The organism is Glycomyces sambucus, from assembly GCF_900102815.1.
GTDB classification, from domain to species: Bacteria; Actinomycetota; Actinomycetes; order Mycobacteriales; family Micromonosporaceae; genus Glycomyces; species Glycomyces sambucus.
Window position 1 is genome coordinate 269477 of sequence record NZ_FNGF01000004.1, and the last position, 23819, is coordinate 293295.

Below are 23819 nucleotides of genomic sequence, written 5' to 3' on the forward strand. Positions count from 1 at the left end.
GTTCGAGGACAGCGGACTGTCGCAGCCGCCTGGGATGATCGCAGGCGACCACGAGGAGGCCGGGTGCGACAGGGCCGGATGCAACAGTGCCGTATACGACGGTGGCGGTGGGCCATCCCCGGGCAGCGCAAGGGCGGGAAGGCCACTGCGGCGACCGCGCTCCCCGAACTCGACGACATCGCCTGGTACGCGCACGCCGAGGAGGCCGAGACCGCCTCCTTCTGGCGGATGGCGCGCCGCCTCCCCGGGCTCGTGCGCGAAGCGCTCGCCACCGCATGGGCCGCCGCGCCCGGCCTGACCGTGCTCGCCCTCGCGCTCAACATCGCCGCGGGCGTCGCCACCACCACCGCGCTCCTGGCGATCACCGACGTGACGCGGGAGCTGTTCTCCTCCGGCCCCACCTGGGACCGCGTCTCGGCCTCGCTGCCGTCCCTCATCCTGCTCGCCGCCGTCACGGCCGCCAAGGGCGCCTTGGGGATCGGCTCGGGATGGGCGCAACAGCGCCTCGAACCGCTCGTGCTCGCCGAGGTCGACCGCGGCTTCTACGCGCTCGCCGTCGCGGTGCCGCGGACCGCCTTCGACGACGACCGGTTCGCCGACCGCATGGAGGCCGCGAACGACCGCGGCTCGCGCGCCCAGGTCGACCTCGTGCGCCACACCGTCGACTTCGTGACCGCGGTCGTCACCGTCGCGGCCGTCGCCGCGGCCCTCGCGGTGATCCACCCCGTGCTCATCCCGCTGCTGTTCGCCGCGGCCCTTCCCGCCGGCTGGGCCGCGGTGCGCTCGGCGCGGCTCATGTACGTCTCCAACCGCTCCCGGGTCGCGCGGCGCCGCAGGCTGTGGATGGTGCAGTGGCTCATGGACTCCCGGTGGACGGCCGACGACCTGCGCTACCACCAGGCCGGGCCGTGGCTCCTCGGCCAGCACGGAGCGATGCTCGGTGCCGAGACCGGCGCCGACCTCGCCGTCATCCGCAAGCAGACCGTCACGCGCGCCGTCGGGCAGGCCCTCTCGGGACTCGCCGTCGCGGGCGTCTACGGCATCCTGCTGTGGATGCTCGCCGCCGGCACCGTGCCCCTCGCGGTCGCCGCCGCGGCTGTGGTCGCGCTCGGCCAGGGCTCGAGCGCGATGGCGAACCTCCTGGTCGCGGTCAACGAGATCTACACCGACGGCCTCTATGCCGCCGACCGCCGCGAGTTCGACGCCCTCGCCGCCGAGCGCATCGCCGCCCAGCCGCACCTCGCCGACCCCGCCCCCGGCGGCGGTGCCGAGCCGCTGCCGGTCCCGGAGGTCATCGAGGTCCGCGATGTCTCGTTCCGCTACCCCGGCAAGGACACCGACGCGCTCACCGGCGTCTCTGTGACGATCCGCCGCGGCGAGACCGTCGCCCTCGTCGGCGAGAACGGGTCCGGCAAGACCACCCTCATGAAGCTCCTCGCCGGGCTCTACACGCCGACCTCGGGGCAGATCCTCTGGGACGGCGTCGACATCACCCGGATCGACCCCGCCCGCTGGCGGCCCCATGTCAGCGTCATCGCCCAGCAGGTCCAGCGCTGGCCCTTCACCGCCGCCCGCTCCATCGCGCTCGGCCGCGCCGAGACACCCGTCGACCGGTCCCGCCTCGAACGCGCCGCCCGCGACGCCGGCGCCCTCGCCATGATCGAGGGCTTCGACCACGGCTGGGAGCAGCTCCTCGACCGGCAGTACCGCGACGGCACCGACCTCTCCGGGGGCCAGTGGCAGCGCCTCGCCTCCGCCCGTGGCCTGTACCGGGACGAAGGCGGGCTGCTGCTCGCCGACGAGCCCTCGTCGGCGCTCGACGCCCGCGCCGAGGCCGCCCTGTTCGACACCCTCCGCGCCCGCTCCGGCACCGCCGCGACCGTGCTCATCTCGCACCGCCTCCAGGGCGTCGTCCACGCCGACGCCATCGCGGTCCTGGAGGACGGCAAGCTCATCGAACTCGGGCCCCACCGCGGCCTCCTCGCCGCGGGCGGGGCGTACGCCGAGCTGTGGAACCTCCAGGCGCGGTCCTACGCCGTCTGAGGTGCCAGGGCGCCGCCGGTCAGGTGGTGGACTCGCGGGCGGTGGTCTTCTGCCTGCGGAGGAGGGTCTTCCAGGTGCGGGCCGCGGCCAGGAGGAGGGCGGCGGCGGCGAGGGCGGTGAGGAGCCAGGCGATGTCGGGTGCGAAGAGGCGGAACAGGGTCGCGCTCGGGGCGAGGCCGGGGACGAGGTCCCAGGCGGTGTAGGCGACCAGCGCCGCGAGCGCCCACCAGGCGGCGATGCCCGCGGCGCCGGTCCACTTGCGGCGCAGGGGCTTGCGGCTCCGGCGGATGCGAACCAGGGTGAGGACGACGGCCGCCAGGGCCGCGAGGACCAGGACGCCGAGGCCGATGAGCAGCGCCGGGTACAGCGGACCGGTCTCGATCGGGTCGGGCTCGCCCCCGGCGAGGAGGCGGGCGGCGCCGAGCATCGTGCCGATGAGGGCGTCGCCTTCGAAGTGCGCGTAGCGGTTCTGGGCGACCACGAGGGCCTTGCCGTGCTCGGGCAGGAGGATCACCCCGGCCGCGAAGCCGGGGGCGGCGCCGGTGTGCCAGACGGTGCCGGTGCCGAGGTCGGCGTTGCGGGCGTCGACGCGCCAGCCCAGGCCGTAGTCGATCGTGTCGTTCACCTCGGCGGCGCCGGTGTGCATGAGCGCCAAGGACTCCGGGGAGATCAGCCCGTTGCCGAGGTGGGCCTCGGCGAAGCGCTGGAGGTCGGTGACGGTACCGCCGAGGTAGCCGTAGCTGGGGCCGGTCTGGTCGTAGTACGCCGGGACGGGCACGGCCTGCCCGAAGGCGGCGGTGTGGCCGTCCGGAAGGGACTCGGCGGCCTCCTCGGTGGCGACCGCGCCGTCCATGCCGAGCGGTTCGAGGACGGCCGCGCGCAGGTACTCCTCGTAGGGCATGCCGGAGGCGGCCTCGACGACCGCGCCGACGACCACGTAGTTGGCGCTGGCGTACTCGAACGCCTCACCCGCCTCGGCGAGGGGTTCGACGCCGGCGAGGTCGGCCACGGCGTCGCCGAAGGGGTCCTCGCGGTGGTCGAAGCGGTCGGTGATGCCGGTGCCCTCGGGGATGCCGCTGGTCTGCTCCAGCAGGTCGCGCGTGGTGATCCCGTTGGCGCCGCCGGCGAGCGTGAAGTCGGGGAGGTAGTCGGTGACGGGCGCGTCGAGGTCGAGGCGACCGTCCTCCACCAGGGTCATCGCGGCGGTCGCGGTGACGGGCTTGGCGACCGAGCCCCACAGGAACGCCGTGCCGGCGTCGACGGGGTCGCCGTCGCCGTCCTCGCCCCAGGCGTAGGTGCGGCTCCCGCCGTCCAGGTCGACCACGGCGTAGGCGGCGCCGGGGACGCCCGTGGCCGCGAAGCGGTCTTCGAGGTAGGCGACGATCGCGGCGTCCGGTTCCGGGGCCTGCTGGTGCGGGGCGGGGAGCGGGAGGAGTGCGGCGGCCAGGGCCGCCAACGGGATGGCGTGCATGGGTTCCCTCGGAGGTGGGTGCGGGAATAACCGTATGGTCATATGGTTTCGCGATAACCATACACCTATATGATTATCGGGTGCCCAGGACCGCAGACCACGACCTCCGCCGCGCCCAGATGGCCCAGGCGGTCCGCCGCCTCGTCGCCCACGACGGCCTCGACGCGGCCACCGTCGCCGCCGTCGCCCGCGAGGTCGGCTGCTCGGTGGGGCTGGTGCAGCACTACTTCCCGTCGAAGGACGCGCTGCTGCTGTTCGCCTACGAACGCATGCAGGCCGACCAGCTCGACCGGGTGGCCCGCCTCATCGCCGAGGGCGAGGCCGGCCGGCAGCCGATCCGCGCGATCCTGCTGCGCTGCCTGCCCGAGCTGTGGCCCCTGGACGAGGACCGGAGGGGCGAGTACCGCGTCGACCGGGCCTTCCACGCCCGCGCCCTCGATAACCCCACGGTCGCGGAGGCGGCGGGCCGGGCCGCGGCCGTCGTCCGGGGCGAGCTCGCGCGCGCGGTGACGAACGGCAAGGAGTGCGGCGAGGTCGAGGCGGACACCGACGCCGAACTCGCCGCGGCCGAACTCGCGGCCCTGGTCGCGGGCCTCGCCGACGACCTGTACCGGGAGCCGGACCGGCCCGTCGGCGGCCTGCCGCTCCGCGGGGCCGCGACCGCGATCCTGACCGCCCGCCTCGCGCACTACTTCCCCGGCACCTGCCGCCACTACCGGTAGCGGGACCCGCGGCGCTCCCCCGCGGCCGCTCCGCCGACTGAACAATAGTTTCGCTTGTAAATTTAATCGTCGAAGGATAGGTTCGGCCCGGACCTGCACGCACGAACCCCAGGGAGCACCGTGACCTCTCCGACCCAGCTGCGCCGCGACGGCGTCGCCCTCATCCTCGACGGCGCGGGCGCGGGCCTGCCCGCCGTCCTGCACTGGGGCGCCGACCCCGGCCCGCTCGACGCGGACGACCTCGCGGCCCTCGACGCGGCGACCGGCCGCCAGACGCCGCCGGGGACCCTCGACGCTGCCTGGCGCGTGCCGCTCGTCCCGCAGGAGTCGGACGGCTGGGCCGGGCGCCCCGCCCTGCTCGCCACCCGCGACGGCCTGCCGCTGTTCCCCCGCTGGACCTCGACCACGGCGCCGACCGGCGAGGACGCCGCCGAGATCGCCGCCACCGACGAGGCCAACGGGCTCGCGCTCCGCACCCGCCTGTCGATCGGCGCGGGCGGCCTGGTGCTCCTCGACCACGAGCTGACGAACACCGGCGGCGGCACGGTGGAGGTCGCGTGGCTCGAAGCCGTGCTGCCCGTGCCGAAGTCGGCCGACCACCTCACCGCCTTCTCCGGCAAGTGGGCGCGCGAGAAGGCGCCGCTGAGCGGCCCCATGCCGCGCGGCACCACCGTCCGCGAGACGCGCCGCGGCCGCAGCGGCCACGACTCGCCGTGGGTCACCTTCGCGTCGGAGGGCCTGCCGCGCAACCGCACCGGCGAGGTCTGGGCCGTGCACCTCGGCTGGAGCGCCGACGTGCGCCACCGCACCGACCGCCTCACCGAGCACGGCACCGTCCTCGGCGCCGGCGAGCTGCTGCGCCCCGCGGAGATCCGCCTCGCCGCGGGCGAGTCGTACCGGACCCCGACCGCGTACTTCTCGTTCTCCGCCAACGGACTCGACGGCGTCGCCGACCGCTTCCACACGTGGATGCGGAACCGGCCCCAGCACCCGCGCTCGCCGCGCCCGCTCGTCCTCAACACGTGGGAGGCCGTCTACTTCGACCACGACCCGACCCGCCTGGAGGCCCTGGCCCGCCGGGCCGCCGCGGTCGGCGTCGAGCGGTTCGTCCTCGACGACGGCTGGTTCCACCTGCGCCGCGACGACAAGGCCGGGCTCGGCGACTGGGTCGTGGACCCCGCGGTGCACCCCGATGGCCTGGAGCCGCTGGCGGCGCTCGTGCGCTCGCTCGGGATGCAGTTCGGGCTGTGGTTCGAGCCGGAGATGGTGAACCTCGACTCCGACACCGCCCGCGCCCACCCCGACTGGCTGCTCGCGAACCCCGCGTCGGTGCCCTCGCCCGAGGGCCTGTCGTTCCGGACCCAGTACGTGCTCGACCTCGCCAACCCCGACGTGTTCGAGCACCTGCGCTCGCAGATGGCCGCGCTCGTCGAACGCCTCGGCATCGCCTTCATCAAGTGGGACCACAACCGCGACCTGGTCGAGGCCGTCCACGAGGGACGGCCCGGGACGCACCTCCAGACCCTCGCCGCCTACCGCCTCATCGCGCGGCTCAAGGCCGACCACCCGGGCCTGGAGATCGAGTCGTGCTCCTCCGGCGGCGCCCGCACCGACCTGGGCGTCCTCGCCCACACCGACCGCGTGTGGGGCTCGGACTCCAACGACCCGGTCGAGCGCCAGGACATCCAGCGCTGGACCGAGCTGGTGCTCCCGCCCGAGCTCATCGGCGCCCACGTCGGCCCCTCCCCCGCGCACTCCTCGGGGCGCAGCACGCCGCTGCCGTTCCGGATCGCGACCTCGCTCCAGGGCTCGGCCGGGTTCGAGTGGGACCTGCTCTCGTGCGACGAGGAGGAGACCGAGCGGATCACCGCGTTCGCCGCGCTCTACAAGGAACTGCGCGCGCTGCTGCACACCGGCTCGGTGGTCCACCCCGACACCGTGGACCCGGCGCTTCGCGTGCGCGGGGTCGTGGCCCCCGACCGGTCCGAGGCGGTCTTCACGCTCGCCACGGTCGCGTCGCTGGAGGAGGCGCTGCCCGAGCGCGTGCGCCTCGACGGGCTCGACCCGGACCGGCGCTACACGGTGCGCGTGCGCACCGAGATCGGCGCGGTCCGGGCCGGCTGGACCACCCCGCCGTGGCTCGGCGGCGAGCCGATCCGCGTCTCCGGGCGCCTACTCACCGACATCGGCCTCCAGCTCCCGGGCCTGTGGCCGACCCAGGCGGTCCTGCTCCACCTGACCTCCGAGTAGAGCGGTGCGGCCGGTGCCCGCGGGCGCCGGCCGCCTCCGTCCCGCCCGCGTGGAGCGCTCGCAATTCAGGCGAGACGTCCACGCGGAGCCGTCCCGGCGGGCAAGATCGAACCGAAGGGACACGCGGGACGGAGGAGACATGAGGAGACGTTCACCTGCGGCCGGGGGCCGTTCCCGGGCGCCGGAGGGCGGCACCGGACCGGCCGCGGCCTGCGGCCCCTGCCCGGGCGACCGGTCCCTCCAGGACCGTCCCCCGGCCCCGGACTGACCGGGCGGCGCCGTGGAACGCCTGCCGCAGATGCTGGCGCTGCGCAAGACCGCGGAGCTGGGGTGGCTGCGCGCGCTGCCGATCATCCTCGTGCTCGTCATGGTCCCGCTGGACCTGATGATCCTCAGCGTCCACCTGTGGGCCGTCATCGCCGCCATGCCGCCGCTCGCGGCCCTCGTCAACGGCCCGCGGACCACCGCCGTCGTCGCGCTCGTGTCGGTCGCCGCGTGCCTGCTGCTGCGGCTCACCATGAACCCCGGCGCGCCGCACGACATGGAGTCGGAGCTGGTCACCGTGGTCCTCATCGGAGCGGCGAGCGTGCTCATCGCGTTCCTGCGGGACCGGGTGCTCGCCAGGCTCCTGAGCGTCGACATGGTCGCGCAGGCCGCCCAGCAGGCCCTGCTCCCCCGGCTCCCCCGCCGCGTCGGCGGCCTCGACTGCGCCGTCCACTCCCGCGGCGCCGACACCGAGAGCCCCCTGGGCGGCGACTTCTTCGACCTCATCGACACCCCGTGGGGCGTGCGGGCCGTCATCGGCGACGTCTCCGGCCACGGCCTCAAGGCGGTGGCGACCACCGCGGCGATGCTCGGGTCCTTCCGCGAAGGCGCCCTGGACGACTTCGACCTGCACGGGCTCGGCGTGCGCCTGGAGCGGCGCATGCGCCTGCGCAACGACTGCAACGGCGGCTTCACCGAGGAGTTCGCCACGGCCCTGCTCATGGCGTACCCGGTCGACGGCGGGTACGTCGAACTCCGCAGCTTCGGTCACCACGCGCCATTGCTCCTGCGCGGCACGGAGGTCGAACCGATCCCGGTCAAGCCCGCGCCCCCGCTCGGGCTCCTCGGCGAGCAGCACCTCCAGACCACCGGCGTCGGCCGCGCGCTCCGGCCCGGGGACTTCGTCGTCGCCTACACCGACGGGCTCATCGAGGCCCGCGACCGGGCCGGGCGCGAGTACCCGCTGGCGGACCGGCTGCGCGAGCGCCTGGCCGTCGGCGAACCGTTCCCCGGCCCCGCCGCGGTCGTGGACTTCCTGTTCACCGACGTGCAGCAGCAGGGCTACCGGGTCACCGACGACATGGCGGTCCTCGCCGTGCGGGTCCGCCCGGTCTGACCGGGCGAAGGGGCCAGGTGGCGGGGCCCGGCAGTCGCGAAGAGAGGCGAGAAACCGGGCCGGGGGCCGGGCCGGTCGGCCCGGCCCCCGGCGCCGCGGCTCAGCTCCTGCGGCGCGAACCCAGAAGCATGACGGCACCGCCGGCCAGGAGCACCAGGACCGCGCCCGCGGCGTACCGCAGGTCGGTGCCGGTGGCCGCCAGCGTCGGGCCGTTCCAGGTGTTCAGGACGACCGCCGCGTCGCAGGCGTCCTCCTCGCAGGCGGCGACGGTGAGCTCGCGGCCGTCCGCGCCGTTCACGGTGAACCCGGTCCGGTCGGCGCCGCCGTCGCCGGGCTCGGCGAGCACGCAGCGGGCCCCCGCGGGCAGGTCCGTGTAGGACGCTGTCCCGTCGCCGGTCACGGTCCGCTCAGCGCCGCCCGGGATGTCGACCGCGACCCACTCGCCGTCGACGTTCCGGGTGCACGCGAGCGCGAACGTGAACTCGTCGCCGCCGTGGACGCCGGCGCCCTCGCCGCCGAGGCGCTTCCGGACCGTGAGCCCGCCGGTGTCGAACCGGTTGGTCACGGTCAGTTCCGCCTCGTCGCGGAACGGGATCGTCGCCGAGTCGGCCGAGACGGTCACCTCGCTCGCGCCGCCGGTCTGCGACTCGGTCGCGGTGCAGACCGAGCCGGTCGGCAGTCCTTCGTAGACCGCGGGCTCGTCCGGGCCGAACTCGCGGTCCGGGCCGCCGGGGACGGCCACGGGCATGGTCTCCAGGCCGGTGTCGAAGACGCAGTCGAGCGTCACCGTGAAGGGCCCCGCGCCGTACAGGTCGGCGCCGTCGCCGGTGACCTCCTTGACGATCCGGAGCGAGCCGGAGGAGAGCACGTTCACCGCGTACATGGTCGCGGTCGTGTCCGAGCCGATCACCACGGACCGCGGCAGGACGCCCGTGAAGGTCGCGCCGCCGGTGGCGGTCTCCTCCGCGCCGCACACCGCGCCTTCGGGCAGGTTCGGAACGGTCGCCTCCAGCGGCTGTGTACCGCCGAGGACGATCGCGCCGTCGTAGACGGTGCGCTCGCCGCTCTCGTCGTCGAGCGTGCAGGTGACCTCGATGGTGAACGGGCCGGGCGTGACCGGGCCGGTGCCGGAGCCGAAGACCTTCTTGAGGAGGCGCAGCGAGCCGGTGCCGAAGGTGTTCGACATGGTCGCGATGTTGACGGCGGCGCCGTCGGCGCCCGCGGCCAGGTCGATCACGGCGCTGGTGCCGTTCGTGGTGGTCGTGTTCCCGCCCTCGTCCACGGTGATCGCGACGTCGGCGCCCTTTTCGTCGGTCTCGGTGACGGTGCACTGCGCGCCCGCGGGCAGGCCGGTGAACTCGACGGCGCCGCCGTCGGCGAGTTCGGCGGTCATCGGGTCGTCGGGGCCGTAGCCGTCGGCGTAGACGGGTTCGCCGAGGAAGGTGCAGGAGACCTCGACGGTGAACGGCCCGTAGGTGACCGGGTTCCCGTCCTGGTCGACCGCGTTCGACTGCACGTCCTTGCGGACCACGAGCCCGGCGAGGTCGTAGGTGTTCACCGCCGTGATGAGGAGCGGGTCCTCGTCGTCGCGGGTCACCGCGACGGTGGTGGCGGTGAAGGAGGAGGCGCCGTTCGCGCCGTCCTCGGTGACGGTGCACTCCGCGCCGTACGGGAGGTCGGTGACGGTGATCGTCTCCCCCGCGGTCAGGGTCTGGACGGCGTCGGTGCCGAGGTCCACGTCGGCCTCGACGCGCGTGCCGACCGCCGAGCGGCACTTCAGGTGCAAGGTGAACGTCTCGGGCGCGTACGCGGCGCCGTCGCCGGTGACCTCCTTGGTGAGCGACAGGTGGCCGGTCGCCAGCGCGACGCCGACGCGCTCGCCCTCGGTGAGAGGGAGCTCCACGCTCTGCCCGCCGCCGGTGGCGGTGCCGCCGACCGACGCCGAGTTCCAGGCGATGGTGTCGCGGCCGGGAGTCTCCGAGGCCGCCGGTGCGGTCATGCGGAACTCGAACCCGATCTTCTCGAGCGGGTCGAAGAGGTTGTCCTCGGGGAAGAACGCCTCGTAGCGGAGCGCGACGATGCTGTCGAGGATCTCGTCGGTGAACGCGGGCCCGCCGTGCTGCGGGAACAGGGTCCACGACTGGTCGGGGCAGTTCACGGTGCGGGTGCACCGCACGATCTCGTCGGTCCAGGACAGGCGCAGGACGGTCCCCGCCGGCACGGGCGTGGTCAGGCGCGCGGTCCCTTCGAACAGGGGCCGCCACTGGGAGCCGCGCTGGTTCAGGTTGATCGCGCCGGTGTCGCCGGGCTGCGGCAGCTCGTCGAAGCCGACGACGTGGTTCAGGGGCAGGTTGCCGGTGTTGGTGCCCTCGAAGCGCCACCAGTGGTCGCCGCCGGGCTTGAGGATCGGGACGCACGGCGACTTGTGGAAGCCGGCGGCGTCCGGGGTGCAGTCGGCCGGGTCGGTGCCGGCGTCGGTGGAGAGCTCGCCGAGCTCGTCGTCCTCGGCCATGACGGACTTGACCGCGCGGATCGAGGCTGCGGAGGAGACCGTCACGGACGCGGTGGCGCGGCATTCGCCGGTGGCCGGGTCGAGGGTGCCGGTGCAGTCGTCCCAGGGCCGGTCGCCGGTGACGCCGACGGTGTTGGCGACCACCGAGCCGGCGGCGACGCCGGGCCGGACGGTCAGCTGGACGGTGATCGTGTAGGTCTGGCCGACTTCGAGGACCGAGCCGGGCGGGAAGGTGAAGACGATCCGCTCGACGTCCCCGGTGATGTCGGTGGTGACGTCGGCGGGGTCGGTGGGCAGGGCGGTGCCGCTGGGCGGTTCGGGCGCGGCCCCGGCGAGCGCGTAGGTGAAGGCGCCGTCGCCGCCGGGGTGGGCCTCGGGGTCCCACACGAGCTGGGCTCCGGTGGCGTCGGTCGGGAGCGCGTCGGTGACGACCGGGTCGACGATCGCGCGGTTGCCGGTGTTGGTGACGCGCAGCGTGTACGGGACGGTGGCCGAGGGCGCCTTGACGCCGCCGTCGACCGCGCCGTCCGCGAGCTTGACGACCTCGACGGCGTTGGTGGCGTGCCGGTACAGGATCGCGGCCTGGGCGGTGTCGGTGGCGGTGACCGGGGCGCCGTTCACGATGACGGCGCCTTGGGCGAGGACGTCGAGGTTGTTGGTGGCGGTGCCCGCGGCGGTCTCGCCGGGCGCGGGGTCGTTGCCGGCGAGGTCGGTCTGGACCGGGCCGCCGGTGCGCAGGTCGTCGCGGCGCAGGAGCTGGACCTTGACGGCCTGGAGCGGGTCGGCGGGGTTCTCCCAGATCTTCCCGTCGGCGCGGGTGAAGGTGAACCGCAGGCCCTGCACGTCGCCCGCGGCCACGCCGTCCGGGAGCGCGAGCGCGGTGGCGGGCCGCCCGTTCGTCCAGGCGCCGCCGGTGACGGCGACGCCGGAGCCGGTGTCGGTGAAGGTGCCGCCGGTGAACGCGTCCACTTGGACGCGGTCGATCGGGGCGGCGAAGGCGAAGGCGCCGAAGCCGGTGAAGTCGTACTGGTTCCACAGCAGCGGCTCGTCGTCGGTGAGCGTCATGAGGTTGGCCCGGGTGGTGCCGCCGGGGCGTCCGGTGACGGTCATCGTGGTCGGGCCGTCGGAGGGCTCGACGATCTGGGCGGGGTCGAAGGACTTCCCGGCGGTGACGGTGAGGTCGATCCCGGTGAGGGCGATGGTGTCGTCGTCCGTCGCGGTCGGCTGGTCCTCGTCGGTGCCGCCGAGGTCGGCGACCTTGGCCTGCACGTCGTTGGCGACCGGCGAGTCGGCGGTGGTGACGGGGGCGCCGCCGTCGCGGTGGGTGGCGCGCAGGCGCAGGTCGAGGACGAGCCCGGCGGTGGCGCCTGCGGCGATGCGGCCGTCGTGGGAGACGGCGATGCCGACGGCGTCGGCGAGTTCGGCCTCGGTGAGCGCGAGCGCTTCGTCCACGGTGTACGCCTGCGCGGAGCCGTCGGCGAGCGTGAGCGTGACGGTGGTGGTCGCGGTCCCTTCGGGGACGGTGACGGACACGATCTGCTTGAGGTCGAAGACGTCGAACGGGTCGCCGGTGACCGGGTCGGCGACGGTGAGGCTGTCCACCATGGCCGCGGTCCGGTTGACGGCGGTGATGGTCACGCGCCCGGAGGGGTAGGCCGCGGCGTCGGTGCCCGTGGGCGGGATGCCGAGGGGGCCGCCGGCCCAGTCCTTGGTGACGCCGACGTTGAGCGGGACGTCGATGATGAGGACGTCGTCGCCGTCCTCGTCGCGCACGACCTGGGTGCCGCCGGTGGAGCCGGTGGCGCTGGCGGTGTCGTGGACGAGGCCGGGGCTGCCGGGCACGTTGTACTCGCGGGAGCCGAGGACGGGGTCGGGGTCGGCCTGCGGGTCGCGGACCTCGTCGCGGACGCGGAAGGTGAGGCGCAGGGCGCGGTCGTTGCCGGTGGATCGCGAGACGCCGTCGCCGACCTGCGGGAGGGTCGGGTCGGTGCCGATGCGGTCGGCGCGGGTGGGGCTCTCCACGAACACGAGGCGGACGCTCAAGGTGGACGCCTGCTCGTCGGCGGTGAGCGTGTACCCGGGGAAGGCGCCGTCGCAGGCGTCCGGGCAGGGGTCGCCGGCGGCGCGGACCCAGGCGGTGCCGTTCCACAGTTCGACGCGATCGACGGCGTCGTAGGTGAGCCACGGGTCGTCGGCGGCGCTGATCGCGTCGATCGCGACAAGGTCGAAGGCGTTGAAGAACGAGTCGCCCACGGCGGTGGCCTCGGGCGAGGCGACGTCGGCGATGACGACCTGGTCGAGGCCGGAGTAGCCGCCGGTGGACCAGTGGAGTTCGGCGTCGATCTCGTCGCCGGAGCGGGCCGTCACGGTCTTGCCGGCGCCGGGCGTCGGTTCGAGGAAGGTCTTGTCGATGAGGTCGCCTTCGCCGGGCGTGACGGGGTTGAGGTCGACGCTCGCGCAGGCGTCGCCGCTGTCGGCCGCGACGTCGCCGTTGGAGGCCGAGGAGGAGGCGCAGTCGGTCACGGACTCGTCGGAGCCGGCCGCGGGGCCGGAGCCGTCGCGCTTCTGGTCGCGCAGGGCCGCTTGGAAGTTCGGGGACACCGAGGTGCCGGGCGCGAACCCGTCCGGGTCGTAGTAGTCGAACTTCAGGCCCTGGATCTGGTCCTGGAGGTCGGCCGGGATCGGGATGTTGACGACGGCCGCGCCCTGCAGGTCCTCGGCGCCGGGCAGGACGACCCACTCGGTGCCGTTCCAGTAGGAGACGGTGAGCGTGGCGCCCGCGGGGATCGCGGTCTGGGTGATGGCGGTGGCGTTGAACGAGTTCCAGAACGGGTCGGGGTCCGGATCCGGCGGGACCGCGGACGGGTCCTGGACGACGAGGTGGGTGGCGTCGGTGGTGGAGGCCGGGAACGGCTCGATCTGGGCCGGGAGCTGGACGACGACCTTCTCGCCGGGGACCGAGTTGATCTCGGCCGGGCTGATGCGCTTGCCGATGTCGACCGCGAGGCGGGCGGCGAGGGTGGTGAGGGAGTCGGAGGCGGTGGCCGAGCCGGTGTCGTCGCCCTCGGCGACCTCGACCAGGACCTGGTTGTCGTGGACGAGCTCCTCTTCGGCCTGGTCGGGGTCGGTGTCCACGGTGAACGGGAGGGTGGCCTGGGCGCCCGAGACGATGTCGCCGGTGAAGACCGCGGTGAACCCGGTGACGGTCTTGCCGCCCGAGGGCGCGGGGAGGGTGTCGGCCTCGGTGGTCGTGAAGGTCTCGGTGGTGCCGTCGTCGTACGTGTAGGTGATGGAGGCTGCGGTGGCGCCGGAGGGCCAGACAACGCCGTCGGTGAACCCGGTGAAGGTGAGGCCGTTCTCGAAGGGGTTGGCGGTGCTCGGATCGGGCTCGGTGATCGTCATGGTGTCGACCGGGGTGCCGGCGTTGGTGCCGGTGAGAGTCACCGTGGACGGGTCGCCCGCGGCGACCGGGTCGGGGTCGAAGGACTTCCCGGCCCCGGCGGTCACGTCGAGCGGGATCAGCGTGTAGTCGGCGCTCGCGTCGCCGGTGGCGGTCTCGCCTTCGGCGGCGGTCTCGGCGGTGGCGGTGTTGTCCACGACCGTCTGGCGGTCGATGTCGGACACGTTGTCGCGCTGGACGAGTTCGAGCCCGATCTCGGCGGTGCCCCCGGCGGGGAGCGGGTCGCCGCCGGAGTCGGTGAAGGTGAGGCGCACGCCGCGCACGTCGTCGGGGTCGACGCCGGCGGGCAGGACGGCCTCGGGCCCGGGCGTGCCCGCGACCCAGGCGCCGTCGACCCAGACCTCGACGAGGACCTGGTCGGCGCCGTCGGGGAAGACCACGTCGCCGAAGCCGGTGAAGGCGAGGTAGTCGAAGGGGTTCGGGCTGGCGGCGGGGTCGGTCGGGTCGGTGACGCGCAGGTAGTCGACGTCGCCGTTGGAGGCGTCGGCGGCGGTGATCGTGGCGGTGGTGGCGGTGCCGGGGCGCGCGACGGCCTGGTCCGGGTCGAAGGACTTGCCGGCGGTGACGTCGAGTTCGAGCGGGACCTGCGGGGTGACCTCGGCGGTGTCGTCGGCGTCGGGGGCGTTGTCGGCGGTCGCGGTCGCGGTGTTGGGGACCGGGATGCCGTCGGCGGAGTGCGGCAGGTCGGGGTCGACGCGGACCTGGATCTGGACGGTCGCGGTCGCTCCGGCGAGCAACCCCTGGGTGCCGTCGCCCCCGGCGTCGGTGAACGCCACCGTCACGGTCTGGCCGTCCACCGCCGGGCTGCCGGCGGCGCCGGTGACCAGGGGCGTGCCCACGACGGTGAACTCGGCGGGGATGACGTCGGTGAGCTCGGCGTTCGCGCACGTCGGCGTGAAGGAGGTGCAGCCGATGACGATCGAGTACGTGAACGTCTCGCCGGGCTGGACGGTCTCGGCGGAGGCGGTCTTGGTGACGGTCATCGACCCGTCCTGCTGCGCCGCCGCGGGAGCCGCCGGTGCGAGCAGCACGACGAGCCCCGTCGCGAGGGCGAGGACCGCGGCCGCGGTTTTCCGTCCGAACGAGCGCATGGGACCTCCGGTAGACCGGCCGATGTGCACACCGACAGGAGCGCACAGACCTCGGGACACTAACACTCTGCGTAGTCGCATAAGGACGTATCGTGCTTCGGGCTCGCCGCGCCCGCCCGCTGGCGGGCCGGGGCTAGGCTGGGCCGTCTCGCCCCTGAGCAGCCGGGGCGCGGGAACCGACCTGAAAGGACCCGCCGTGGACCGCGACCCCGACATCGCACTGGTGGCGCTGGCCGTCATCCTCGTGGCGGGGGCGATCGCCGCCGTCGTCGGCGGACTCCGCAGCGACCGGAGGCGGTCGCGGATCGCCGGATCGACCGGCGCCTTCAGCGCCGCGCAGGTGCGCGGCGGGGAGTGGTCGCTCGTGCTCGACCGCACCGGGGACCGGCAGATCCAGGTCATCAAGGAGATCCGCACGATCACCGGCCTCGGGCTCGCCGAGGCGAAGCGGCTCACCGACCGGGCGCCGTCGATCGTGCTCGACCGGGTCGACCACGCCTCGGCCAGCGCGGCCTACCAGGTGCTGGCGACCGCGGGCGCCACCGTGCGGATCACCGAGGTCGGCCCGCCCGAGCCGCCGGCGCCGGGCCTGTGCACGGTGGTCCTGCACGACGCCGGGCCGAAGAAGATCCAGGTGATCAAGGAGATCCGGATGCTCACGGGCCTCGGGCTCGCGGAGGCGAAGCAGCTGACCGACCGGGTGCCCTCGACCGTGCTCGCCGATGTGGACTCCGAGACGGGGGCCGCAGCGCAGGCCAGGCTCACCGCCGCGGGTGCGACGGTGCGGGTCACCGGGTCCTAGGCGCCGCTGATGGTCGCTGCCCGGGTCACCGGGGGCCGGTCGGCGCCGTCGCGGTCCTGACGACCACGACCGGGCAGGGCCCGTTCGCGACGCAGTGCTGGCTCACCGAGCCCAGCAGCATGCCTTTGAACCCGCCGCGGCCGCGGCCTCCCAGAACCAGGAGGGCGGCGCCTTCGGCGGCCTCGGTGAGGACGCGCGCCGGGTGGCCCATGACCGTGGTGCGCTCGACCTGAACCTGACCGTCCTCGGCTGCGGCCGCGCGGACGGTCTGCTCGGCGACCTGCTTCGCGGCGGCGTCGAACTCGGCCTCGTCGGGCATGATCATCATGCCCGCGCCGTAGGCCATCGGCACCTCCCAGGCGGTGACCACCTGGACCGTCGCGCCGGTGAGCGCCGCCTGGCGCACCGCCCAGCGGACGGCCTCCACCGACTCCTCCGACCCGTCGGCTCCGACGACGATCCGTTCCTGCTGCTCCATCACCGCTCCCCCCGCGACCACTTCGCGTACCCGCCACGCTACCGAAGGTCGCGGCGGTATCGGTCCGGTCGGGGCGATCGCCAGTACAGAGGGGTGAGGGTTTCCCGCGCCGTCCCCAGGGGAAGCCCGAACGGGTAACGACCACAAGCGACCTCAAGAAGGACGGTGCGCGATGAGCCGACGCGACGGGCAGACGACCGCCGGATTCTCCGGCGGCGGGCAGGTGCTGGTGGGTTCCTACCGGGACTACGCCGACGCCGAGCGGGCGGTGGACCACCTCTCGGACAACCGCTTCCCGGTGGAGCGCACGGCGATCGTGGGCCGGGGGCTCACGAGCGTGGAGCGGGTCACCGGGCGGCTCACGACGGGCCGGGCCGCGGGTCAGAGCGCGATCTCGGGCGCGGTGCTCGGTGCGCTCTTCGGCTGGCTGTTCGGGCTGTTCAACTGGGTGGACCCGCTCATCGCGGGGCTGCTCCTGGCCCTGTACGGCGCGCTTATCGGCGCGGTGGCGGGTGCGCTGATCGGCATGGCGGCCCATGCGCTCACGGGCGGGCGGCGCGACTTCTCGTCGGTTGGCGAGCTGCGGGCCGACAGCTACGACCTGCTGGTGGACGCGGCCCACGCCATCGAGGCGGGGCGCCTGCTCGACGCCGAGGGCGGGCCCGGTCGCGGGGGCGATCCGGTGAGCACGACCGATGACGCCGCCGATGAGACCGCCGATGCGGCCGTGGACGAGAAGCGCGACATCGCCGACGAGGCGGACCGCCGCGGCATCGACGACGACACCGCCGTGAACGAGGACCGGCGCGACAAGCGCAGCCGGGTCGACCACGACGAGGAAGTGAACGCGGTCGTGCAGGAGAGCCGCCGCGACCGGCGCCGCCGGGCCCACCGCGAGGCGGAGGACCAGGCGGAGGCCGAGGCCGCCGCCGAGGACCGCGCCGAACGCCGACGCATCGTGTAGCGGTCGTATCGGCCGGCAAACGCGACTCGGCAGCGGTCGCGGCCTTGAGACCAGGGCGGGAGCCCGGGGGTTCCCGCCCTCTCGCGTGCCATCAGCGGCCGGGCCCTGCACCTTTGGGCCCTGGGCCGCTGGGCCCTACACGGATTGGCCCTACACGGTTGGAAAGTGCCGCCGGGCCGCGAACAGGATCGTCCATTGCAGGGCCATGCCCGCGGCGCCGACCCACATGGCCGTCCCGGGCGAGGCGAGTTCGCCCACCGCGGCCGCCGCGGCGGCGCCGATCGCGACCGCGCCCATGAGGAGGAAGCGGAACACCGAGTTCATGCGGCCCAGGAGCGCGTCGGGCGTGACCTGCTGGCGGAGGCTGATGCCGACCACGTTGGCCACGCCGATCACCGAACCGGTGAACGCCCACGCCGCGGCCGCCACCCATGCGCCCCAGCCGGGTCCGACCAGCGGCAGGCACAGCGCGGCGGGTGCGGCCAGGGCCCCGACCGCCCAGAGCGCGCGCCCGGCGCCGAGGCGCGAGCGCAGCCGCCGGGCGGCGGTCGCGCCTGCGAAGACCCCGACCGCGCCCGCGGCGAGCAGCAGGCCGAGGCCGTACGCGGGCAGGCCGGCGCCGACCCACACGAGCGGGAGCATGACGAGGAACATCTGGATCGAGCAGTTGTTCACGGCCCCTGCGAAGGCGAGGGCGCGCAGGGCCGGGTCGCGCATGACGTGGCCGACCCCTTCGGCGATCTCGCGGACGAGGGGGCGCCGGGGCGCGGCCGGGGCCGCGGGGGTGCGCACGCGGGCGACGAACACGGCCGACCAGACGTACCCGGCGGCGTCGGCGAGGATCGCCAGCGGCGCCCCGATGAGCGAGACCAGGAACCCGGCGGCCCCGTTGCCGCCGATGCCGAGTCCCGAGTCGAGGGCCACGAGGCGGGCGTTCGCGCCGGTCAGGTGCGCGCGGTCGACCACGGCGGGCAGGACGGACTGGTGGGCGATGTCGAACGCGGTGGTGCCGACCCCCGCGAGGAACACCACGGCGTAGAGCTGCCAGATGGTGAGCGCGTCGAACCACCAGGCGGCGGGCACGCTGAGGAGGAGCGCGGCGCGGGCCAGGTCGGCGGCGACCATGAGGCGGCGCTTGTCGGCGCGGTCGATCCAGGCCCCGGCCGGGAGTCCGAACAGGAGCGCCGCGGCCGTGGCGAGGGCCGCGAGCGTGCCGACCTCGCCCGCGCTCGCGCCCAGCGCCTCGATCGCCAGGAGCGGCACGGCCAGGTAGGACAGGTAGGTGCCGAGCTTCGCGGCGACGGCGGCGGTGAACAGGTGGCGGAAGTCCCGGTTGTCGCTCAGGCGGTCCGAGGCGGGGGCGGTCGTGGCGGTCACCGGCCGAGCGTCGCTCCGCGCGGGCGGCGCGGCAATGGATTCCGCTGTGGCTGAATCCGCGGCTAGATTCGAGGGGTGATCGAGCTGCACTTGTCCGTCGCCGACCTCGCGAGCACGCGGTTCGCGCTCTCGCCGCTGTGGGAGGTGACCGCGAGCGTCCGCGTCCTGCGCGCCCCTGACGAGCACGCCCTGCACCGGCGCTGGGTCGGCGCGGTCCGGGACCGGTTGCGGCGCATCGACCTGCGGCTGCTGCGCGACCTCGTCCCGGCGTCGGGCGGCCTCCCGGCGTTCCTCGCCCCGCCGCCGTCGACCTCGACGCCCGACATCGCCACCGAGCTCGCCGCGATGCGCTCGCTCGGCTACGAGCGGATCCGCTCCGGGCTCGACATGCTCGCGACCACGCCCGCGATCGAGCGGTTCCGCGAGGACCCCGACGCCGGGCTCGCACGCCTGGCCGCGGTGGTCGAGGCGTACTGGGAGGCCGCGCTCGCGCCCTGGTGGCCGCGCATCCGGACCCTGTGCGAGCACGACCTGCGGTACCGGGCGGCGCTGCTCGCCGAGGGCGGCGCGCGGCGCCTGTTCGCCGACCTCTCCCCGCACCTGGCCTGGGACGGGGCCGGGACGCTCCGCATCGACACCCCGGGCTGGACGATCGACCAGGCCCTCGGCGGGCGCGGACTCCTGCTGGTGCCCACCGTGTTCGGCGGCGACCGCGTCCACTCGGTGGTCGCCGAGCCGTGGCAGCCGACGATCCGCTACCGCCCGCGCGGCCTCGGGATGCTCTGGCGGGCCGAGACGCCGCGGGCCGCGGCGGGGCTGGCGGGCGTCCTGGGCGCGACCAGGGCCTCCCTGCTCGCGGCGCTCGGCGAGCCCGCCGACACCGGCGACCTCGCCGACCGCTGCGGGATCAGCCCCGGCGGGGCCTCGCAGCAGCTCCAGCTCCTGCTGAAGGCGGGCCTGGTGACGCGCCACCGGGCGGGGCGGCGCGTCCTCTACGCCCGCACGGTCACCGCGGAGGCGCTGCTGGAGGCGGCGCGGTGACCTCGCGCGGCTCGTGGGCGACGAGCTTGAGGCCGATGACGGCGGCGATGATCCCGGACAGGAACACGACCTTCCCGGCCGAGACGTCCTCGGCGCCCGTGGCCATCGCGTAGGCGACGGTCAGGGCCGCGCCCACACCCACCCAGACGGCGTAGGCCGTCCCGAGCGGGAGGTGCCGGACGGCCCACCCGAGGCCGATCATGCTGGCCGCCAGGGCGACGAGGAAGACCGCGGCGGGCCCGGGCGCGGACAGGCCTGCGGACTTCCCCAGGGCGGTGGCCCATACCGCCTCCAGGACGGCGCTGGCGAGCAGGACGATCCACGGCATGTCAGCTCACCGTCTTGAGGCCCACCACGGAGCCGATGAGGAGGAGCAGCAGGAGCGAGCGCGCGAGCGTGAACCGCTCCTGGCCGGTGGCGAAGCCCCACACGAGGGTGAGCGAGGCGCCGACGCCGACCCAGACCGCGTACGCGGTCCCGGCGGGCAGCGAGAGCATCGCCCAGGCGAGCCCGGCCATGCTCAACACGAGCGCGATGAAGAAGAGGACGGTGGGCTTCGGCTTCTTGAAGCCCTGGGAGGCGGCGAGGGCGGCGGCCCAGACGGCCTCCATCGTCCCCGCGGCGATCAGAACGGCCCATGCCATGGCGACAGCCTCGTTTCGCGGCCGTCTTGTCGTGGTGCGGGTACAGCTCCCTCGTCCGCGGACCCGATCGCCGGGTCCCGCCTCCGATGCTAGCCGGGTCCGGGCGAAAGGCAAGGGGCAGACGCGTCACACCGCCCGGACCGGTTGACGCGTCATCCGCCGGGCGCTACGGTAGTTGACACGTCATTCATCACGGTGCGGCCGGCGCCGCCGACAGGAGGCCCCCATGGCACAGCGGCAGGGCGGGACCGCGCTCACCCGCACGGAGCTCGACAGCTGGCGCGTGTTCGTCGAGACCACCGACGAGCTGCGCGCGACGCTCGCCGGGCGGCTCCAGGCCGACAGCGGGATCTCGGCCGGGGACTACCGGGTGCTGCTGGAACTGAGCGAGGCTCCCGACCGGCGGATGCGGTCCTCGCACCTCGCGGACGCGATCGGCTGGGAGCGCAGCCGCCTCTCGCACCACCTGGGGCGCATGGAGAAGCGCGGGCTCATCCGGCGCGAGGCCGCCGCGGGCGACAACCGCGGCGCCCAGGCCGTGCTCACCGACGAGGGCCGCACCGCCCTGCGCCGGTCGAGCGTGCCGCACTTCCACGCCATCCGGGAGCTGTTCCTCGACGCGCTCACCCCGGCGCAGCTCGCCGCCGCGCGGGACGTGGCCGAGACGCTGCGCGGCCACCTCGACGCGCTCAAGGCGGACGGGTCGTAGCTCAGGTGCGCGGCGGCGGGTTGCGCCGCGGCATGATGACCGCGTTCGGCAGGGCCGGCGCGGGCAGGCGGCGGCCGGGGTAGCCCTCCACGGCGCCGAAGCGGTCGGAGGCGGACTCCCAGTCCTGGCGGGCGGCCACGATGTCGTCGTGGCTGCGGCCGATGAAGTTCCACTACATGACGATCTCCTCGCCGAAGGGCGGGCCGCCGAGCAGGATCGCCCGGACCGGGGCGTCGCCCTCGTTCACGAGGGTGAGCGTGCTGGTACCGGGCGCGGTGTAGCCGAGTTCGGCGGGCCGGATCGCGGTGCCGTTCAGGGTCGCCTCCCCGGCGTCCAGGAGCAGGCCGTGCTCGTACGCGGGGTCGGCGTCGAGGACCGCGGTCGCGTGCGGGTCGAGGTCGATCTGGGCGCCCAGCAGCGGCGTGAACGTGCGGACCGGGGAGGCCGACCCGGCGAGGGAGCCCAGGAAGACCCGGATCTCGGCGCCGCCGGCGCGCACGGGTTCGGGCACGTGGTGCTGGAAGTCGCGGGGGGCGCGGCGGTCGGCCTCGGGGAGGGCGACCCAGAGCTGGACGCCGTGCAGGACCACGGTGCCGGGGGTGGAGACCTCGGAGTGGGCGATGCCCAGGCCGCCGGTCATCAGGTTCATCTCGCCGGGGCGGATGTACGCGTGGGTGCCCAGGCTGTCGCGGTGCTCGACCTCGCCGGCGAAGAGCCAGCTCACGGTCTGGAGCCCGGTGTGCGGGTGGGGCGGGACGTCCATCCCGGCGGCGGAGGCGACCGCGACCGGGCCGTAGTGGTCGGCGAAGCACCAGGCGCCGATGAGGGTCCGGGCGCGCTGGGGCAGCGTGCGCCGCACCTGCATCGCCCGGGGGCCGCCCAGGGGCACCTCGCGCGCCTCCAGGACTTCGACGCCGGGGGCGGGGCCGACCGGTGCGCATTGCACCTCTTCGGGATCGGCTTCGACGTTGCTCACTGCGACCACCTGCGATCGGAAGTAGTTGTCATGTCATTCACCTGCCCCCGAGCATAGCCCGCCGGAGGCGGCGGCCGGCGGGTTCGGCGGCCGGGGGCCCGCATGGTGGCGCGCGCCGCAGTCGGGGCCGAATGGTTGACGCATCATCGACCGGGCCCTACGATTGACATGTCAATCAGTTTCCGGCCTCCGGCCGGGCGATCGAGGAGACGCACGTGAACGGCATCGAGTTCGGCATCGACAGCTTCGGCGACCTGCCCCGCGACGACCAGGGCCGGGTCACGACCTACGCCGAGGCCATCCGCGCCACCGTCGAGGAGGCGGTCCTGGCCGACCAGGCCGGCATCGACGTCGTGGCCCTCGGCGAGCACCACCGCCCCGAGTTCGCGATCTCCTCCCCCGAGACCGTCCTGGCCGGCATCGCCACCCGCACCGAGCGCATCCGCCTCTCGTCGGGCGTGACCGTGCTCAGCTCCGACGACCCCGTGCGCGTCTTCCAGCGCTTCGCCACCGTCGACGCGCTCTCGAACGGACGCGCCGAGATCATCCTCGGCCGCGGCTCCTTCACCGAGTCGTTCCCGCTGTTCGGCTACGACCTCGCCGACTACGACGCCCTGTTCGAGGAGAAGATCGACCTCTTCCACAAGCTCCTCGACGAGAAGCCGGTGAGCTGGACCGGCACGCAGCGGGCGACCCTGGTCGACCAGGACGTGTTCCCCAAGACCGAGTCCGGGCGCCTGCCCACCTGGGTCGGCGTGGGCGGCAGCCCGCAGTCGGTCGTGCGCACCGCCCAGTACGGGTTCCGGCTCATGCTCGCCGTCATCGGCGGCCCCGCCGAGCGCTTCGCGCCCTACGTCGACCTGTACCGCCGCGCCACCGACCAGCTCGGGACCACCGCGTACCCGGTCGGCCTGCACTCCCCCGGTTTCATCGCCGAGACCGACGAGGAGGCGAAGGAGCTGTTCTACCCCGGGTACAAGGTCGTGCGCGACCGCATCGGGAAGCTGCGCGGGTGGCAGCCGCTGCGCCGCGAGGAGTTCGAGCACGAGGTCGAGCACGGCTCGCTCTACATCGGCTCCCCCGAGACCGTGGCCCGCCGGATCGCCAAGGCGATCGGCGCGCTCGACGTCGGCCGCTTCGACCTCATCTACTCCGCGGGCGGCGCCATGTCCGCCTCCGCGCGGCTGCGGGCCGTGGAGCTGTACGGCACCAAGGTGATCCCGCTCGTGCGCGACCTCCTCGCCGACGCCCCCGAGAAGGAGTCCTGATGGAGGCGAAGACGATCGGCATCCTCGGCGCCGGCAAGGTGGGCACCGTGCTCGCCCGGCTCGCGGTCGCGGCCGGGTACCGGGTCCGCATCGCCGGGTCGGGCGACCCGGCGAAGATCGCGCTCACCGTCGAGGTCCTGACGCCCGGCGCCGAGGCGGTCACCGCCGCCGAGGCCGCCGAGTCCGACATCGTGGTCCTGGCGCTGCCGCTGGGCAAGTTCCGGCGGATCCCGCCGCTCACCGGGAGGCTGGTGGTCGACGCCATGAACCACTGGTGGGAGGTCGACGGCCCGCGCGAGCGCGTCCTCGACCCCGGCGAGACGTCGAGCGAGGCGGTGCGCGCGTTCCTGGGCGCCGACCGGTTCGTCAAGGCGTTCAACCACATGGGCTACCACGATCTGGAGGCCGAGGCGCGGCCCGCGGGCGCGCCGGGCCGCAAGGCCATCGCGGTGGCCGGGGACGTCGAGGCCGATGTGGCGGCCGCGGCGCGGCTCGTCGACGACCTCGGTTTCGACCCCGTGGTCGCCGGGACGCTCGCCGAGGGCGTGCGCATGGAGCCGGGCAGCCCGGTCTTCGGCGCGAACGTGACGGCCGAGGAGCTGCGCGGACTGCTCGCGGCGGCCTGAAACC

At 74.3% G+C, this 23819-nt stretch carries 16 protein-coding genes, 1 pseudogene and 1 riboswitch; of the genes and pseudogenes, 10 read left to right on the top strand and 7 right to left on the bottom strand.

Annotation, left to right across the window (positions count from 1 at the left end; genetic code table 11):
* Nucleotides 1-63: 63 nt before the first annotated feature.
* Nucleotides 64-2043, top strand: a complete 1980-nt coding sequence (locus BLS99_RS13745; RefSeq protein ID WP_143034795.1) for an ABC transporter ATP-binding protein — start codon at nt 64-66, stop codon at nt 2041-2043.
* A gap of 19 nt (nt 2044-2062) precedes the next feature.
* Here BLS99_RS13745 and BLS99_RS13750 read toward each other — a convergent pair whose 3' ends face one another.
* On the bottom strand, nt 2063-3514 hold the full coding sequence (locus BLS99_RS13750) for a serine hydrolase domain-containing protein (protein WP_176953355.1): 1452 nt from the start codon (nt 3512-3514) through the stop codon (nt 2063-2065).
* A gap of 80 nt (nt 3515-3594) precedes the next feature.
* On the opposite strand from BLS99_RS13750, the gene BLS99_RS13755 reads away from it, so the two are divergent.
* The 3 genes from BLS99_RS13755 to BLS99_RS13765 all read left to right on the top strand — a co-directional run bounded on the left by BLS99_RS13755 (nt 3595) and on the right by BLS99_RS13765 (nt 7867).
* A complete protein-coding gene (locus BLS99_RS13755; RefSeq protein ID WP_091050439.1) occupies nt 3595-4236 on the top strand; it encodes a TetR/AcrR family transcriptional regulator in 642 nt (213 codons plus the stop codon).
* 120 nt (nt 4237-4356) lie between these two features.
* Nucleotides 4357-6486: an alpha-galactosidase gene (locus BLS99_RS13760; RefSeq protein ID WP_091050442.1), complete on the top strand. Its 2130-nt coding sequence runs from the start codon at nt 4357-4359 to the stop codon at nt 6484-6486.
* 280 nt (nt 6487-6766) lie between these two features.
* Nucleotides 6767-7867, top strand: a complete 1101-nt coding sequence (locus tag BLS99_RS13765) for a PP2C family protein-serine/threonine phosphatase (RefSeq protein WP_091050445.1) — start codon at nt 6767-6769, stop codon at nt 7865-7867.
* A gap of 100 nt (nt 7868-7967) precedes the next feature.
* Here BLS99_RS13765 and BLS99_RS13770 read toward each other — a convergent pair whose 3' ends face one another.
* The gene (locus tag BLS99_RS13770; RefSeq protein WP_176953356.1) at nt 7968-14930 is read right to left on the bottom strand and encodes a DUF5979 domain-containing protein; all 6963 of its coding nucleotides are present in this window, start codon (nt 14928-14930) and stop codon (nt 7968-7970) included.
* Nucleotides 14931-15126: 196 nt separating this feature from the next.
* Here BLS99_RS13770 and BLS99_RS26245 point away from each other — a divergent pair, with 196 nt between their 5' ends.
* Nucleotides 15127-15732: a ribosomal protein L7/L12 gene (locus BLS99_RS26245; RefSeq protein ID WP_176953357.1), complete on the top strand. Its 606-nt coding sequence runs from the start codon at nt 15127-15129 to the stop codon at nt 15730-15732.
* A gap of 25 nt (nt 15733-15757) precedes the next feature.
* Here BLS99_RS26245 and BLS99_RS13780 read toward each other — a convergent pair whose 3' ends face one another.
* Nucleotides 15758-16210, bottom strand: coding sequence for a universal stress protein (locus tag BLS99_RS13780; protein WP_218126488.1), 453 nt, complete (start codon nt 16208-16210; stop codon nt 15758-15760).
* Nucleotides 16211-16382: 172 nt separating this feature from the next.
* On the opposite strand from BLS99_RS13780, the gene BLS99_RS26625 reads away from it, so the two are divergent.
* Nucleotides 16383-17174 carry a YflT domain-containing protein gene (locus BLS99_RS26625; RefSeq protein ID WP_218126489.1) on the top strand — a complete coding sequence of 264 codons (792 nt, stop codon included), beginning with the start codon at nt 16383-16385 and terminating at the stop codon, nt 17172-17174.
* Between the two features lie 150 nt (nt 17175-17324).
* Here BLS99_RS26625 and BLS99_RS13790 read toward each other — a convergent pair whose 3' ends face one another.
* A complete protein-coding gene (locus BLS99_RS13790; protein WP_176953358.1) occupies nt 17325-18551 on the bottom strand; it encodes an MFS transporter in 1227 nt (408 codons plus the stop codon).
* Nucleotides 18552-18626: 75 nt separating this feature from the next.
* On the opposite strand from BLS99_RS13790, the gene BLS99_RS13795 reads away from it, so the two are divergent.
* The gene (locus BLS99_RS13795) at nt 18627-19592 is read left to right on the top strand and encodes an ArsR/SmtB family transcription factor (RefSeq protein WP_218126490.1); all 966 of its coding nucleotides are present in this window, start codon (nt 18627-18629) and stop codon (nt 19590-19592) included.
* On the opposite strand, the gene BLS99_RS13800 is transcribed toward BLS99_RS13795, so the two are convergent.
* Both BLS99_RS13800 and BLS99_RS13805 read right to left on the bottom strand, forming a co-directional pair.
* On the bottom strand, nt 19558-19920 hold the full coding sequence (locus BLS99_RS13800; RefSeq protein WP_091050465.1) for a DMT family transporter: 363 nt from the start codon (nt 19918-19920) through the stop codon (nt 19558-19560). The genes BLS99_RS13795 and BLS99_RS13800 overlap by 35 nt on opposite strands.
* Before the next feature lies 1 nt (nt 19921).
* Entirely contained in the window at nt 19922-20236 is a 315-nt protein-coding gene (locus BLS99_RS13805) for a DMT family transporter (RefSeq protein ID WP_091050469.1), read from the bottom strand.
* A gap of 14 nt (nt 20237-20250) precedes the next feature.
* A riboswitch (guanidine-III (ykkC-III) riboswitch) is annotated at nt 20251-20317 on the bottom strand.
* Between the two features lie 145 nt (nt 20318-20462).
* Here BLS99_RS13805 and BLS99_RS13810 point away from each other — a divergent pair.
* The gene (locus tag BLS99_RS13810; protein WP_091050472.1) at nt 20463-20945 is read left to right on the top strand and encodes a MarR family winged helix-turn-helix transcriptional regulator; all 483 of its coding nucleotides are present in this window, start codon (nt 20463-20465) and stop codon (nt 20943-20945) included.
* Nucleotide 20946: 1 nt separating this feature from the next.
* Here the strand turns inward: BLS99_RS13810 and BLS99_RS13815 are convergent.
* Nucleotides 20947-21921, bottom strand: a pseudogene (locus BLS99_RS13815) (pirin family protein).
* A 215-nt stretch (nt 21922-22136) separates the two neighbouring features.
* Here BLS99_RS13815 and BLS99_RS13820 point away from each other — a divergent pair.
* Both BLS99_RS13820 and BLS99_RS13825 read left to right on the top strand, forming a co-directional pair.
* Nucleotides 22137-23189, top strand: coding sequence for an LLM class flavin-dependent oxidoreductase (locus tag BLS99_RS13820; RefSeq protein WP_091050475.1), 1053 nt, complete (start codon nt 22137-22139; stop codon nt 23187-23189).
* Nucleotides 23189-23815: an NADPH-dependent F420 reductase gene (locus BLS99_RS13825; protein WP_091050479.1), complete on the top strand. Its 627-nt coding sequence runs from the start codon at nt 23189-23191 to the stop codon at nt 23813-23815. The genes BLS99_RS13820 and BLS99_RS13825 overlap by 1 nt, the downstream gene beginning before the upstream one ends.
* Nucleotides 23816-23819 lie beyond the last annotated feature (4 nt).